11 protein-coding genes are annotated in these 15,056 nt (G+C 58.8%); 6 read left to right on the top strand and 5 right to left on the bottom strand.

What is annotated here, in order from left to right; all coding sequences use genetic code 11:
• Positions 1-19: 19 nt before the first annotated feature.
• Positions 20-2,476: an EAL domain-containing protein gene (locus FHW68_RS24005; RefSeq protein ID WP_183683438.1), complete on the top strand. Its 2,457-nt coding sequence runs from the start codon at positions 20-22 to the stop codon at positions 2,474-2,476.
• Positions 2,477-2,553: 77 nt separating this feature from the next.
• Entirely contained in the window at positions 2,554-3,315 is a 762-nt protein-coding gene (locus FHW68_RS24000; protein ID WP_221217261.1) for an iron-containing redox enzyme family protein, read from the top strand.
• A 110-nt stretch (positions 3,316-3,425) separates the two neighbouring features.
• On the opposite strand, the gene FHW68_RS23995 is transcribed toward FHW68_RS24000, so the two are convergent.
• The 5 genes from FHW68_RS23995 to FHW68_RS23975 form a co-directional block, all read right to left on the bottom strand.
• A complete protein-coding gene (locus FHW68_RS23995; protein ID WP_183683433.1) occupies positions 3,426-4,352 on the bottom strand; it encodes a GGDEF domain-containing protein in 927 nt (308 codons plus the stop codon).
• Between the two features lie 374 nt (positions 4,353-4,726).
• Entirely contained in the window at positions 4,727-5,467 is a 741-nt protein-coding gene (locus tag FHW68_RS23990) for a YciK family oxidoreductase (protein ID WP_183683431.1), read from the bottom strand.
• Positions 5,468-5,584: 117 nt separating this feature from the next.
• A complete protein-coding gene (mupP, locus tag FHW68_RS23985; protein ID WP_095634966.1) occupies positions 5,585-6,256 on the bottom strand; it encodes an N-acetylmuramic acid 6-phosphate phosphatase MupP in 672 nt (223 codons plus the stop codon).
• A gap of 4 nt (positions 6,257-6,260) precedes the next feature.
• The gene (ubiG, locus tag FHW68_RS23980; RefSeq protein WP_095634967.1) at positions 6,261-6,959 is read right to left on the bottom strand and encodes a bifunctional 2-polyprenyl-6-hydroxyphenol methylase/3-demethylubiquinol 3-O-methyltransferase UbiG; all 699 of its coding nucleotides are present in this window, start codon (positions 6,957-6,959) and stop codon (positions 6,261-6,263) included.
• Between the two features lie 70 nt (positions 6,960-7,029).
• The gene (locus FHW68_RS23975) at positions 7,030-8,364 is read right to left on the bottom strand and encodes a TRZ/ATZ family hydrolase (RefSeq protein WP_095634968.1); all 1,335 of its coding nucleotides are present in this window, start codon (positions 8,362-8,364) and stop codon (positions 7,030-7,032) included.
• Positions 8,365-8,473: 109 nt separating this feature from the next.
• On the opposite strand from FHW68_RS23975, the gene mtnA reads away from it, so the two are divergent.
• The 4 genes from mtnA to pheA all read left to right on the top strand — a co-directional run bounded on the left by mtnA (position 8,474) and on the right by pheA (position 15,055).
• Positions 8,474-9,550 carry an S-methyl-5-thioribose-1-phosphate isomerase gene (gene mtnA, locus FHW68_RS23970; RefSeq protein ID WP_183683429.1) on the top strand — a complete coding sequence of 359 codons (1,077 nt, stop codon included), beginning with the start codon at positions 8,474-8,476 and terminating at the stop codon, positions 9,548-9,550.
• A gap of 427 nt (positions 9,551-9,977) precedes the next feature.
• Entirely contained in the window at positions 9,978-12,647 is a 2,670-nt protein-coding gene (gene gyrA / locus FHW68_RS23965) for a DNA gyrase subunit A (RefSeq protein WP_095634970.1), read from the top strand.
• Positions 12,648-12,875: 228 nt separating this feature from the next.
• Entirely contained in the window at positions 12,876-13,961 is a 1,086-nt protein-coding gene (gene serC / locus FHW68_RS23960; RefSeq protein WP_095634971.1) for a 3-phosphoserine/phosphohydroxythreonine transaminase, read from the top strand.
• On the top strand, positions 13,961-15,055 hold the full coding sequence (pheA, locus tag FHW68_RS23955; protein WP_090317904.1) for a prephenate dehydratase: 1,095 nt from the start codon (positions 13,961-13,963) through the stop codon (positions 15,053-15,055). The genes serC and pheA overlap by 1 nt, the downstream gene beginning before the upstream one ends.
• The last annotated feature ends 1 nt before the right edge of the window (position 15,056 follow it).

Genomic DNA, 15,056 nt, shown 5'->3' with positions numbered 1-15,056 from the left:
TGCGTATGCAAAGGACCTCATGAAGCAGAAACGGACTCTCGGAACCCCTCGGTTGTTGGGCATCGTCTGGCCTTTTATCGCCGTCGTGTTATTTCAGGCACTGCTGGGGGGTGTCAGCCTTTACGTTCTTTCGGCGGTTCGCGGTTACGTCGGCGGCGAAAGCCTGTGGTCCAAGGGCCAGAAAGACGCCATCTATTACCTCAACCTCTACGCCGACAGCCGCGACGAAGCGATTTTTCTCAAATACCAGAACGCGATTGCCGTGCCTCAGGGTGGCCATGAATTGCGCCTGGCACTGGATCATCACCCCCCCGACATCGACGCCGCGCGAGTCGCGATACTCAAGGGCGGCAACCATCCGGACGACGTCTCCAGCCTGATTTGGCTGTACCTCAATTTCCGGAATTTCAGTTACCTGGAAAAAGCCATCGAGCTGTGGACGGTCGGTGACGCATATCTGGTGCGACTCGATGAAGTCGCGCGGGAGATGCATCAGCCCATTGCCGATAGCCAGGCCACCGATGCCGACGTCAAACGCTGGAAAGAACAGATTTTAGCCATCAACGATGGCGTGACACCTGCCGCCAAAGCGTTCAGCGATGCCTTGGGCGAAGGCTCGCGGGTGATTCTTCGTCTGCTGTTGGTGACGAACCTGGCTACCGCGTTGGGTTTGATTGTGTTGGCGCTGTTGCGTACGCATAAACTGCTCAAGCAGCGCCATGCCTTCGCCGATGCCTTGCAGTTGGAGAAAGACCGGGCACAGACCACGCTGCAATCGATTGGCGACGGCGTGATCACCACGGATGTCGCGGGCGCGATTGCCTATATGAATCCGGCGGCCGAGGCCTTGACGCACTGGAAGGCCGAACAGGCGGCGGGGCTGCCATTGGCCGCGTTGTTCAATCTGCTGGACGAAAACGCCCAGGCTGACGGTTTTACCTTGATCGAGCACATTTTGAGCGGTCAGCTCGGCGGTGGCAGCGAACATTCCAAACTGATCCAGCGTCTGGATGGCAGCACGGTGTCAGTCACGCTTGTCGGCGCGCCGATCCGCAATATGGGCAAAGTCAGTGGCACCGTGCTGGTGCTGCATGACATGACCCAGGAGCGGCAATACATCGCCAATCTGTCGTGGCAGGCGACTCATGATGCCTTGACCGGATTGGCCAACCGCCGCGAATTCGAATATCGGCTGGAGCAGGCCCTGCATAACCTGACGCGCCAGGCGGGGCGCCATGCCTTGATGTTTCTCGACCTGGATCAATTCAAACTGGTCAACGACACCTGCGGCCATGCGGCGGGCGACGAGTTGTTGCGGCATATCTGTGCGTTGTTGCAATCAGGTTTGCGCGAAGGCGACACCCTGGCCCGGCTAGGGGGGGACGAGTTTGGCGTTCTGTTGGAAAACTGCGCGCCGCAAGCGGCCGAGAAAATCGCCGAAGGCCTGCGCCAGACCGTGCAGAACCTGCATTTTGTCTGGAAAGGCCGGCCGTTCGTGACCACCGTGAGCATTGGCCTGGTGCATGTGGTCCAGAGTCCGGCCACCCTTGAAGCTTCGCTGCGTGCTGCTGACATGGCCTGTTACATGGCCAAGGAAAAGGGGCGCAACCGGGTGCAGGTCTATCACGCCGACGACTCGGAGCTGTCCATGCGGTTTGGTGAAATGGCCTGGGTGCAGCGCCTGCATGTAGCGCTGGAAGAAGACCGCTTCTGCCTGTACGCCCAGGAAATCGCACCGCTTGGCCCTGAGCATGGCGGCGGGCATATCGAAATACTGCTGCGCCTGCATGACGAAGCGGGACGGATGATTCTGCCGGACAGTTTCATTCCCGCCGCTGAGCGTTACGGTTTGATGACGTCGATTGATCGATGGGTGGTGGAGAATGTTTTCAAAGTCATAGCCCAATGCATCGCCGAAGAGCACGAAGGGCCGTTAGCCATGTGTGCGATAAATCTGTCAGGCATTACTATCGGAGATGAGGCGTTTCTGGACTTTCTTCGTGAACAGTTTGTTGCATATTCAATTCCACCTGAAATGATTTGTTTTGAAATTACAGAAACCAGCGCGATTGCAAATTTGGCCAGCGCAACTAAATTTATTAATGAACTCAAAGGTTTAGGTTGTCATTTTTCGCTCGATGACTTTTGTGCCGGCATGTCCTCATTCGCTTACTTGAAACATTTACCTGTAGACTTCCTGAAGATCGACGGGAGTTTCGTAAAGGATATGCTGGACGACCCGATTAACCGCGCCATGGTCGAAGTGATCAATCACATCGGTCATGTCATGGGTAAGCGCACGATTGCAGAGTTCGTTGAAACACCTCAGATCGAGCAGGCATTGCTGGAGATCGGAGTGGATTACGCTCAAGGGTACGTGATTGAACGCCCGCATCTGTTTACCTGGGATAGTTTGCAAAGTCGTCCTGTCCGGCCCCGACCTGTGTTGTTCAAGGCGCCCGGTACATTCCGTTGAAATCTCTTGTTGATCTTAAAATCACAATCAAAAGGAGCGCGACAGTGATCGACACATTCAACAGAACCGGACCACTCATGGAAGCTGCAAGTTATCCCGCCTGGGCTCAGCAACTGATCCAGGATTGCAGCGAGAGCAAGCGCCGGGTTGTCGAACACGAACTGTATCAACGCATGCGAGATAACAGACTCAGTGCAAAAACCATGCGTCAGTACCTTATTGGTGGCTGGCCGGTGGTCGAACAGTTCGCTTTGTACATGGCACAGAACCTGACCAAGACCCGTTTTGCGCGCCACCCTGGCGAAGACATGGCGCGTCGCTGGCTGATGCGTAACATTCGCGTCGAATTGAACCATGCCGACTATTGGGTGCACTGGAGCCGTGCCCACGGTATCAGTCTGGAAGATCTGCAAGCGCAACGCGTACCGCCGGAGCTTCACGCCTTGAGCCATTGGTGCTGGCACACCAGTTCGTCGGACTCGCTGATCGTGGCTATCGCCGCCACCAATTACGCCATCGAAGGGGCGACGGGGGAGTGGTCGGCCCTGGTTTGCTCCAATGGCGTCTATGCGGCCTCATTCCCCGAGGAAGATCGCAAGCGGGCCATGAAGTGGTTGAAGATGCATGCCCAGTACGACGATGCCCATCCATGGGAAGCCCTGGAAATCATCTGCACCCTGGCGGGCATGAACCCGAGCAAAGCGCTGCAAGTGGAATTGCGCCAGGCTGTCTGCAAAAGTTACGACTACATGTATCTGTTCCTGGAACGTTGCATGCAGTTGGAACTGGCAGTGAAAGCGCCTGTAGCCCGTGAGCGGATGGAGCTGGCCGAAAGCTAAAAAAATCGCAGCCTACGGCAGCTCCTACAGTCGGCGGGGTGTCATGACAGGCCGCTGTCCGTAGGAGCTGCCGAAGGCTGCGATCTCTTCAAGAACACTTGAGTTTTACATTACCCCGCCATCGCAAGACGATTACGCCCCTCACGCTTGGCCACATACAGCGCACTGTCGGCCCGTCGCAACAAACTCTCGGCAGACTCGCCGGGAAGCAGCGTCGAGCAACCGATGCTGACCGTCAGTTCGATCATCTTGCCCTCGGCCATATAGTCCTGAGCCTGCGCCGCAAACCGCAGTCGTTCACCGACCATGGCGGCAGCTTCTCGACTGGTGTTGGAAAGCAGAATCAGAAATTCTTCGCCACCGAACCGGAACACCATGTCGACGTTGCGCAACTGGTTTTTGATCGAGGACGCCACGGCCTTCAGCACTTCATCACCGGCAGTGTGCCCGTAGGTATCGTTGATCTGTTTGAAATGGTCGATGTCCAGCATCAGCAGCGACAAGGGCTGCGAATGTCGCCGCGACATCTCGATTTCACGTTCCAGCGTCTGGTCCATGGCGATGCGGTTGCCGGTATCGGTCAGCGGATCACGCAATGCACTTTGAGTCGCTGCGCGATAAAGCAAAGCGTTGCGCATGGGGAAGAGCAGGGCCGACAACAGGGACTCCAGGTTGCCCTGTTCCTGTTCGCTGAAACGCTGATTGCGACGGAACACCAGTTCACCCAATTGCTCGCCCTCATGACTGAGGCTGTAGCTGATTGAATGATGGCCTCGCGTGCCCAATTGCAGGCGCAAGTCACTGGGCTGATGTTCATAATTCAAGGCATCCAGCGGCACCAGACGCTGAATTTCACGGAAGAAAAGTCCGAGAATGCGTTGCGGCTCAAGACTGGTTTGCAGTTGCAGGCCCAGCGTTTGGCGCAGTTGCGCAAGACTGTCGGGCCGCTCCAGAAGGGGAGGCTGCTGACCAAAGCCCAGGCGTTGCAATTTGGCACTGTCGAAGTCAATTGCGTTGGTCTGGGAAGGTGATTTCATATGGCGTGAGCCCCTAAGCAGTAAGGCTGTCTTACAGGCTGGGTGAGAGCGGCTTTGGGCTGCGCGTCATACTGGTCCATCAGTCCCGTAGGACATTTGGCTCGAGTTTAGTCCGCTTTGCCGAAGATTAGTAACCTCTCGGCTGAAGCTCCGCCTCGTCTGCTTTCACACGGCGTGTTTGAGCAAAATTAGAGCGAAAGTCATGCCATTCGGTTCAGTCGAATAAAAAGCTTTATAAATCAAGGTGCTGGAAGGTTATAGGCGGGATGCTGCGCAACGTGATGTCATTTATTTGACCTGAAGAAGGGGTAGTTACCACCAGGTTTGAATGCCGCGGCGGGAAGCCGTCGCGGCAGAAAAGCGACGCACGGGCACTACTGAGCGTTGAATGCCTGGCCATTGATGCCGGTGCTGTCCGGACCCATGAGGTAAAGGTAGACCGGCATGATCTCCTCGGGTGTCGGATTATTCAGCGGGTTTTCACCGGGGTAGGCTTGAGCGCGCATGCTGGTGCGAGTAGCGCCTGGGTTGATGCTGTTGGAGCGCACCGGTGCCACGGTATCTACTTCATCGGCCAGGGTTTGCATCAGCCCTTCGGTGGCGAATTTGGAAACACCATAGGCGCCCCAGTACGCCCGGCCCTTGCGACCGACGCTGCTGGAGGTGAACACCACCGAGGCGTCCTGAGACAGCTTGAGCAGTGGCAGCAACGTGCTGGTGAGCATGAACATGGCGTTGACGTTGACCTGCATGACGCGCATGAAATTCTCGCCCGACAACTGCTCGATCGGGGTACGTGGACCAATGATCGATGCGTTGTGCAGCAAGCCATCAAGGTGGCCGAACTCGGTCTCGATCAAGGCCGCCAGTTCATCGTATTGATGAGGCAGTGCGGTTTCCAGATTGAACGGAATCACGGCCGCTTGTGGGTGCCCGGCCGCTTCGATTTCGTCATAGACCTGAGTCAGGTTGGCCTCGGTCTTGCCCAGCAGCAGCACAGTGGCACCGTGGGCGGCGTAGGTTTTTGCAGCGGCGGCACCGATGCCACGGCCAGCGCCGGTGACCAGGATGACCCGGCCTTTGAGCAAGTCAGGACGGGCGGAATAATCAAACATGAAAAACCTCAACATAATCCGTTAACAGGGCCGAAAAAGATCGCAGCCTTCGGCAGCTCCTACGCCGATCGCGGTCTCCTGTAGGAGCTGCCGCAGGCTGCGATCTTTTGATTTGAATCAGCAACTGCACAAAGCGTTATCCAACACTTCGAGCAACGCCAGCGGATGATCGATCAACACGTCTGCGCCCCAGTGCTTGGGGTTATCGTCCGGGTGAATGTAACCGTAGGTCACCGCGCAAGTTTTGGTGCCGGCATCGCGGCCGGACTCGATGTCGCGCAGGTCGTCGCCAACAAACAGCACACTGGCCGGGTCCAGGTCGAGCATCTTGCACGCCAGGATCAAAGGTTCCGGATCCGGTTTGCTGTTTTTCACATGATCGGGGCAAATCAACACTTTCGAACGGTCGGCCAGGCCCAGCTGCTGCATGATCGGCTCGGCGAAACGCACCGGCTTGTTAGTGACAACGCCCCAGATCAGATTGGCTTTTTCGATTTTTTCCAGCACCTGGGCCATGCCGTCGAACAGATGGCTGTGGACCGCGCACCCCTTGAGGTAGCGGTCGAGAAATTCCTGACGCAGTGCCTCGAACCCTGGCGATTCCGGGTCCATGGAAAAATTCGCGGCAACCATCGCTTTGGCGCCGCCGGAGATTTCATCGCGAATGTATTGAGTGTTGATTGGCGGCAAACCACGATCAGCGCGCATCGCCTGGCAGATGGCGATGAAATCCGGCGCGGTGTCGAGCAGGGTGCCGTCCATGTCGAAAAGGACTGCTCTGATACGCATCGGCTTACTCCTCGCGCAGGGTCTGGATCATGTAATTGACGTCCACGTCGGCCGCCAGTTTGTAATGCTTGGTCAATGGATTGTAGGTCAGGCCGATGATGTCCTTGACGGTCAGGCCGGCCATGCGGCTCCAGGCGCCAAGCTCGGAGGGGCGGATGAATTTCTTGAAGTCGTGGGTGCCGCGCGGCAGCAGCTTCATGATGTATTCGGCGCCGACGATGGCAAACAGATAGGCCTTCGGGTTGCGGTTGATGGTGGAGAAGAACACCTGGCCACCTGGTTTGACCATCTTGAAACAGGCGCGGATCACCGACGACGGGTCCGGCACGTGTTCGAGCATTTCCAGGCAGGTGACCACGTCGAATTGCTCGGGCATTTCTTCTGCCAGCGCTTCGGCGGTGATCTGCCGGTACTCGACGCTCACGCCGGATTCCAGCTGGTGCAGTTGAGCGACGGCCAGCGGCGCTTCGCCCATGTCGATGCCCATCACGGTCGCGCCGCGCAGAGCCATGGCTTCGCTGAGGATGCCGCCGCCGCAACCGACGTCGAGGACTTTCTTGCCAGCCAGATGGACCCGCTCGTCGATCCAGTTGACCCGCAGCGGGTTGATGTCGTGCAGCGGTTTGAACTCGCTTTCGCGGTCCCACCAGCGATGGGCCAGGGCTTCGAATTTGGCGATTTCGGCGTAGTCGACGTTGCTCATGGTGTCAGTCCTCTAAACTTGAAAAATCCTGTTGCCCCGGTTTCGGTCCAGGGTGCTTACAATTCGGTACTTACGATTCGGTGTGGCCGCTGATGCGCCTGCCCCAGGCCTTGGCAGTGGCACACAGTTGCGCCTCATCCAGGCGGGTCAGGCGGCGGTCGTCGAGCAGTTGTTTGCCAGCGACCCAAAGGTGTTTCACGCAGTCGCGGCCAGTGGCATAGATCAATTGCGAAACCGGGTCATAGACCGGTTGCTGCGCCAGGCCCGACAGGTCGAACGCAACAATGTCGGCCGCCTTGCCGACTTCCAGCGAACCGGTCTGGGCTTCGATGCCCAGCGCGCGGGCACCGTTGAGCGTAGCCATGCGCAGGGCGCGATGGGCGTCCAGCGCGGTGGCGGAACCGGCGACAGCCTTGGCCAGCAACGCAGCGGTGCGGGTTTCGCCGAGCAGGTCGAGGTCATTGTTGCTGGCCGAGCCATCGGTGCCGACCGCCACATTGACCCCGGCCCGCCACAAACGCTCGACCGGGCAGAAACCGCTGGCCAGTTTCAGGTTCGACTCCGGGCAATGAATCACATGGGTGTTACTTTCTACCAGCAGCATCAGGTCTTCATCGCTGATCTGGGTCATGTGAACGGCCTGCAGGCGCGGCCCGAGCAGGCCCAGGCGACCGAGGCGGGCCAGCGGGCGCTCGCCGCTTTGCGCCACCGACTGCTGCACTTCGAAGGCGGTTTCATGGACGTGCATGTGAATCGAGGCGTCCAGTTCTTCGGCGATCACCCGGATTTTTTCCAGGGTTTCGTCGCCCACGGTGTAGGGTGCATGGGGGCCAAAGGTGATTTTGATTCGCTGGTGATGCTTGAGATCACCGAATAATTCAACGCCCTGACGAATGGCTTCATCCGCCGTGGCGGCGCCTGGAATCGGGAAATCGAGAATCGGAATGGCGATCTGGGCGCGAATGCCGCTGTTATGGACGCGTTCGCTGGCGACTTTCGGGAAGAAATACATGTCGGAGAAACAGCTGATGCCGCCTTTGATCTGCTCGGCGATGGCCAGGTCGGTGCCGTCGCGTACGAACGCCTCGTCTACCCATTTGGCTTCAGCGGGCCAGATGTGGTTTTCCAGCCAGGTCATCAATGGCAGATCATCGGCCAGGCCGCGGAACAGCGTCATTGCCGCATGCCCGTGAGCATTGATCAGGCCGGGGGCGAGCAACATGTCCGGCAATTCGCGGACTTCGGCTGCGTTAAACTTCAAGGCGGCTGCGCGCGGGCCGATAAACACGATACGACCATCGCGGATGCCCAGGGCATGCTCTTTGAGGACCACGCCAGCCGGTTCGACAGGTACCAGCCAGGTCGGCAGCAACAATAGGTCGAGCGCAGCGGTGGGGGTCGGCATCGAAAGTCGGTTCCAGTGCTTTTGTAAAGGATGGCGAAGTATACCCGAGCGTCTTCGCAGGGGGATCGCTATAATCGACGGCTTTTGTTCATGAGTGCGGGGTAAGTGGATGCGCGATCGACTGTTGGCTGCGGAGAAGGTGAAAGCCATCGATTGGCGTGATGGCGTCCTGTATCTGCTGGATCAGCGTATTTTGCCATTCGAGCAAACCTGGATCGCCTGCACCAGCGCCGCGAGCGTGGCTGAGGCCATTCGCTCAATGGTGGTGCGCGGCGCGCCGGCCATTGGCATCAGTGCTGCGTATGCCATGGTGCTTTCAGCCCGCGCCTGTATTTCCGAGGGCGGGGACTGGCAGGCCGCGTGGGAAGAGGATTACGCGTTGCTGGTCGATTCTCGTCCAACAGCGGTTAATCTGTCCTGGGCCTTGAATCGCATGCGCGACCGCCTGGACCGCCTCAAGGAAGACACAGACCCTCTGGCGGCGCTGGAGGCCGAAGCCATCGCCATTCATGAAAGTGATCGCGAAGCCAACCTGACCATGGCCCAATTGGGCGTGGACTTGATCCGCAAGCATCAGGGCAACGCTCAGGCGATTCTCACGCACTGCAACACCGGCGCACTGGCCACCGGCGGCTTCGGCACGGCGCTGGGGGTGATTCGCGGGGCGTTCATCGAAGGCATGGTCGAGCGCGTGTACGCCGATGAAACCCGGCCATGGCTGCAAGGTTCGCGATTGACCGCATGGGAACTGGCCAGCGAGGGCATCCCCGTGACCCTCAATGTCGATTCCGCCGCTGCGCACATCATGAAAACCAAGGGCGTGACCTGGGTGATCGTCGGCGCCGACCGCATTACCGCCAATGGTGATGTGGCGAACAAGATCGGCACCTACCAACTGGCGGTCAACGCCATGCACCACGGCGTGCGCTTCATGGTCGTGGCACCGAGTTCGACCATCGACATGAACCTGGCCAGTGGCGACGAGATTCCCATCGAAGAGCGCGATGGTCGCGAGTTGCTGGAAGTCGGCGGCAAGCGGCTCGGGGCGAATGTCGATGCGTTCAACCCGGTGTTCGATGTGACCCCGGCTGACCTGATCGATGTCATCGTCACCGAAAAAGGCATCGTCGAACGGCCGGACACCGTGAAAATGGCGCAGTTGATGTGCCGCAAGCGGTTGCATTGATGATCCCTGGTGTCTGATCAATCGCTATCGCGGGCAAGCCCGCTCCCACAGGGTTCTGTAGCGCTCATCCAAACCTGTGGGAGCGGGCTTGCCCGCGATTAGGCCCGAAAAGTCAACAAAACAGCCTGAATCGGGCCTGAAATCCGCATTCATCAAGCCTCTAAGCCCCTCTCGTCCCTTTCAAGCCTGTCACCGGTCAACTAACTATGCTCCATGCGCATCTGGGGGATAGGTGCGTGGCGGCTCTTGTGATAACATCCGGCGGTTTCCAGGGTAGCCTGATGTGGCTGCCTTTACTGCGCAGATCCATGGCATAACTCGTTGATTTGTCGTAAGTCGGTGCACGGCACTCAGTCTGCATCGGCGAGCTTCGTTCGTCCCATATGGATGTGACGAAGTTTCACCAGAAAAAGGAATCAGGCTTCTCATGGGCGAACTGGCCAAAGAAATCCTCCCGGTCAATATCGAAGACGAGCTGAAGCAGTCCTATCTCGACTACGCGATGAGCGTGATTGTCGGGCGGGCACTGCCGGATGCGCGCGATGGCTTGAAGCCCGTGCACCGGCGTGTGCTGTTCGCGATGAGCGAGCTGGGCAACGACTTCAACAAGCCGTACAAGAAATCTGCCCGTGTTGTCGGTGACGTGATCGGTAAGTATCACCCTCACGGTGATACCGCGGTGTACGACACCATCGTTCGGATGGCACAGCCATTCTCGCTGCGTTACCTGCTGGTAGACGGTCAGGGCAACTTCGGTTCGGTGGACGGCGACAACGCCGCGGCCATGCGATACACCGAAGTGCGCATGACCAAGCTGGCGCACGAGCTGCTGGCAGACCTGCACAAAGAAACCGTGGACTGGGTGCCGAACTACGACGGCACCGAAATGATCCCGGCGGTCATGCCGACCCGTATCCCCAACCTGCTGGTCAACGGCTCCAGCGGTATCGCCGTGGGCATGGCGACCAACATTCCGCCGCACAACCTCGGTGAAGTCATCGACGGTTGCCTGGCACTCATCGACAACCCGGAACTGACCGTCGATGAGCTGATGCAATACATCCCCGGTCCGGACTTCCCGACCGCCGCGATCATCAACGGTCGCGCCGGCATCATCGAAGCCTACCGCACCGGTCGCGGACGCATTTACATGCGTGCCCGCTCGACCATCGAAGACATCGACAAGGTCGGTGGTCGTCAACAGATCGTCATCACCGAACTCCCTTACCAGTTGAACAAGGCGCGTCTGATCGAAAAGATCGCCGAGCTGGTCAAAGAGAAGAAGCTCGAAGGCATCACCGAGCTGCGCGACGAGTCCGACAAGGACGGTATGCGCGTCGTGATCGAACTGCGTCGCGGTGAAGTGCCTGAGGTGATCCTCAACAACCTCTACGCCCAGACCCAGCTGCAAGCGGTGTTCGGTATCAACATCGTCGCGCTGATCGACGGCCGTCCGCGGATCCTCAACCTCAAGGACCTGCTGGAAGCTTTCGTTCGTCACCGTCGCGAAGTGGTGACCCGCCGTACCGTGTTCGAACTGCGCAAAGCACGCGAACGTGGCCACATTCTGGAAGGTCAAGCGGTTGCCCTGTCGAACATCGACCCGGTCATCGCCCTGATTAAGGCCTCGCCAACGCCATCGGAAGCCAAGGAAGCGCTGATCAGCACGGCCTGGGAATCTTCCGCCGTGGTTGCGATGGTCGAACGTGCCGGCGCCGATTCTTGCCGTCCAGAGACCCTGGACCCGCAATACGGCCTGCGCGACGGCAAGTACTTCCTGTCGCCGGAACAGGCGCAAGCCATTCTGGAGCTGCGTCTGCACCGTCTGACCGGTCTGGAGCACGAAAAGCTGCTGGCCGAGTACCAAGAGATCCTCAACCAGATCGGCGAACTGATCCGCATCCTCAGCAGCGCCACGCGCCTGATGGAAGTGATCCGCGAAGAGCTGGAAGTGATCCGCGCCGAGTACGGCGATGTGCGTCGCACCGAGATTCTCGATGCGCGTCTCGACCTGACCCTGGGCGACATGATCCCGGAAGAAGAACGCGTCGTGACCATTTCCCACGGTGGCTACGCCAAGACCCAGCCATTGGCTGCGTACCAGGCTCAGCGTCGTGGCGGTAAAGGCAAATCGGCCACTGGCGTCAAGGATGAGGACTACATCGCTCACCTGCTGGTCGCCAACAGCCACACCACGCTGCTGCTGTTCTCCAGCAAAGGCAAAGTGTACTGGCTGAAAACCTACGAAATCCCGGAAGCGTCCCGCGCTGCCCGTGGTCGTCCGCTGGTCAACCTGTTGCCGCTGGACAGTGATGAATACATCACCACCATGCTGCCGGTCGAGGAATACACCGAAGGTCACTTCATCTTCATGGCCACTGCCAAAGGCACCGTGAAGAAGACCCCGCTGGAATCCTTCAGCCGTCAACGCAGCGTCGGCCTGATCGCGCTGGAGCTGGACGAAGGCGACGTGCTGATCTCTGCCGCCATTACCGATGGCGAGCGTGAAGTCATGCTGTTCTCCGACGGCGGCAAGGTCACTCGTTTCAAGGAAACCGACGTTCGCGCCATGGGCCGTACCGCTCGCGGTGTCCGCGGTATGCGTCTGCCGGAAGGCCAGAAGCTGATTTCCATGCTGATCCCGGAAGAAGGCAGCCAGATTCTCACCGCTTCGGCGCGTGGTTTCGGCAAGCGCACCGCGATCACTGAGTTCCCTGAGTACAAGCGTGGCGGTCAGGGCGTTATCGCCATGGTCAGCAACGAGCGTAACGGCCGTCTGGTCGGCGCAGTCCAGGTGCTCGACGGCGAGGAGATCATGCTGATTTCCGACCAGGGCACGTTGGTTCGTACCCGTGTCGACGAAGTCTCCAGCCTGGGTCGTAACACCCAGGGCGTAACCCTGATCAAGCTGGCCAGCGATGAAACGCTGGTAGGCCTGGAGCGGGTTCAGGAGCCGTCGGAAGTCGAAGGCGAAGAGCTGGAAAGCGAAGGGCTCGAAGGTGAAGAGGGCGCGGTGTTCGACGGTGAGGTCGTGATCGACGACGTTGTCGAAGACCAGCAACTCGACGCCGCCGCTGACGAAGAGCCGCAAGAGTAAGCGGGCAAGCAGGGGGCGGATGAAGATTCGCCCCCTTGTTATTTGTTCTGTTTGAAAATTTGCGACACTGCACAGGATCGTTCCCACGCTCTGCGTGGGAATGCCGCTCGGGACGCTCCGCGTCCCATGACGCAGGGCGTCATTGGATGCATTCCCACGCAGAGCGTGGGAACGATCATCCGCAGACCGAAAGATTTAAGTGACCACCAAATCAGAGCGAGATTGGATGTGAGCAAGAGAGCCTATAACTTCTGTGCCGGTCCTGCGGCGCTTCCCGAAGCTGTTCTGAAGCGCGCCCAGGGTGAACTTCTTGATTGGCACGGCAAGGGTTTGTCGGTCATGGAAATGAGCCATCGCAGCGATGAGTTCGTGTCCATTGCCACCAAGGCCGAGCAGGATCTGCGTGATCTGCTGAATATCCCCTCGAACTATAAAGTGCTGTTTCTGCAAGGTGGCGCGAGTCAGCAATTTGCTCAGATTCCGCTGAACCTGTTGCCGGAAAGCGGCACCGCCGACTATATCGACACCGGTATCTGGTCGCAGAAAGCTATCGAAGAAGCCTCGCGCTACGGCCACGTCAACGTTGCCGCCACCGCCAAGCCTTACGACTATTTCGCCATCCCCGGTCAGAACGAATGGAGCCTGTCCAAAGACGCGGCCTACGTTCACTACGCACCGAACGAAACCATTGGTGGCCTGGAATTCCAATGGATCCCGGAAACCGGTGATGTGCCGCTGGTCGCTGACATGTCCTCGGACATTCTCTCGCGTCCGGTGGATGTTTCGCGTTTCGGCATGATCTACGCCGGCGCGCAGAAAAACATCGGCCCGAGCGGCATTGTCGTGAACATCGTGCGCGAAGACCTGCTCGGTCACGCCCGTTCCATTTGCCCGACCATGCTCAACTACAAGGTCGCGGCCGATAACGGCTCGATGTACAACACCCCGCCAACCCTGGCCTGGTACTTGTCCGGCCTGGTGTTCGAGTGGCTGAAAGAGCAAGGTGGCGTCGAAGCCATCGGCAAGCTCAATGAAGTCAAGCAGCGCACCCTGTATGACTTCATCGACGCCAGTGGTTTGTACAGCAACCCGATCAACAAGTCGGACCGCTCGTGGATGAACGTGCCGTTCCGTCTGGCCGACGATCGTCTCGACAAGCCGTTCCTGGCCGGTGCCGACGAACGCGGCTTGCTGAACCTCAAGGGCCACCGTTCCGTGGGCGGCATGCGTGCCTCCATCTATAACGCCGTCGACATCGTTGCGGTCAACGCACTGGTTTCGTACATGGCAGAGTTCGAGAAGGAACACGGCTGATGTCTGAGCAAGAACTCAAGGCACTGCGCCTGCGCATTGATGCTCTGGACGAAAAAGTCCTGGAGTTGATCAGTGAGCGCGCACGTTGCGCCCAGGAAGTTGCGCGAGTAAAGATGGCCTCGCTGGCCGAAGGCGAAGTGCCGGTGTTCTATCGTCCTGAGCGTGAAGCCCAGGTGCTCAAGCGTGTGATGGAGCGTAACCAGGGGCCGCTGGGCAACGAAGAGATGGCGCGGCTGTTCCGCGAAATCATGTCTTCGTGCCTGGCCCTCGAGCAGCCGCTGAAAGTGGCTTACCTCGGCCCTGAAGGCACCTTCACCCAGGCGGCGGCCATGAAGCACTTCGGCCACGCAGTGATCAGCAAGCCGATGGCGGCGATCGATGAAGTGTTCCGAGAAGTCGCGGCCGGTGCGGTGAACTTTGGCGTGGTCCCGGTGGAGAACTCCACCGAAGGCGCGGTCAACCACACCCTCGACAGCTTCCTCGAGCACGACATGGTGATCTGCGGCGAAGTTGAATTGCGGATTCACCATCACCTGTTGGTGGGTGAAAACACCAAGACCGACAGCATCAGCCGCATCTATTCCCACGCCCAGTCCCTGGCCCAGTGCCGCAAGTGGCTGGACGCCCATTACCCGAATGTCGAGCGCGTGGCGGTTTCGAGCAACGCCGAAGCAGCCAAGCGGGTCAAGGGTGAATGGAACTCGGCAGCGATCGCCGGCGACATGGCCGCCGGTCTGTACGGGTTGACTCGTCTGGCCGAAAAAATCGAGGATCGTCCGGACAACTCCACGCGATTCCTGATGATCGGCAGCCAGGAAGTACCGCCGACCGGCGACGACAAGACCTCGATCATCGTCTCCATGAGCAACAAACCCGGCGCGCTCCATGAGTTGCTGGTGCCGTTCCATGAAAATGGCATCGACCTGACGCGCATCGAGACCCGTCCGTCGCGCAGCGGTAAATGGACCTACGTGTTCTTCATCGACTTCGTCGGCCACCACCGCGACCCACTGGTCAAAGGTGTGCTGGAAAAGATCAGTCAGGAAGCAGTAGCACTCAAAGTGCTGGGTTCCTACCCGAAAGCAGTTCTCTAAG

This window comes from Pseudomonas sp. Tn43, assembly GCF_014192635.1.
Lineage (GTDB): Bacteria > Pseudomonadota > Gammaproteobacteria > Pseudomonadales > Pseudomonadaceae > Aquipseudomonas.
The sequence above is the reverse complement of the archived record's forward strand: the minus strand, read 5'-3'. Positions and strand labels throughout refer to the sequence as shown.

Coding starts and splice junctions, on each gene's coding strand:
- FHW68_RS24005 (WP_183683438.1), top strand. CDS start 20: ATGAAGCAGAAACGGACTCTCGGAACCCCTCGGTTGTTGGGCATCGTC.
- FHW68_RS24000 (WP_221217261.1), top strand. CDS start 2,554: ATGGAAGCTGCAAGTTATCCCGCCTGGGCTCAGCAACTGATCCAGGAT.
- FHW68_RS23995 (WP_183683433.1), bottom strand. CDS start 4,352: ATGAAATCACCTTCCCAGACCAACGCAATTGACTTCGACAGTGCCAAA.
- FHW68_RS23990 (WP_183683431.1), bottom strand. CDS start 5,467: ATGTTTGATTATTCCGCCCGTCCTGACTTGCTCAAAGGCCGGGTCATC.
- mupP (WP_095634966.1), bottom strand. CDS start 6,256: ATGCGTATCAGAGCAGTCCTTTTCGACATGGACGGCACCCTGCTCGAC.
- ubiG (WP_095634967.1), bottom strand. CDS start 6,959: ATGAGCAACGTCGACTACGCCGAAATCGCCAAATTCGAAGCCCTGGCC.
- FHW68_RS23975 (WP_095634968.1), bottom strand. CDS start 8,364: ATGCCGACCCCCACCGCTGCGCTCGACCTATTGTTGCTGCCGACCTGG.
- mtnA (WP_183683429.1), top strand. CDS start 8,474: ATGCGCGATCGACTGTTGGCTGCGGAGAAGGTGAAAGCCATCGATTGG.
- gyrA (WP_095634970.1), top strand. CDS start 9,978: ATGGGCGAACTGGCCAAAGAAATCCTCCCGGTCAATATCGAAGACGAG.
- pheA (WP_090317904.1), top strand. CDS start 13,961: ATGTCTGAGCAAGAACTCAAGGCACTGCGCCTGCGCATTGATGCTCTG.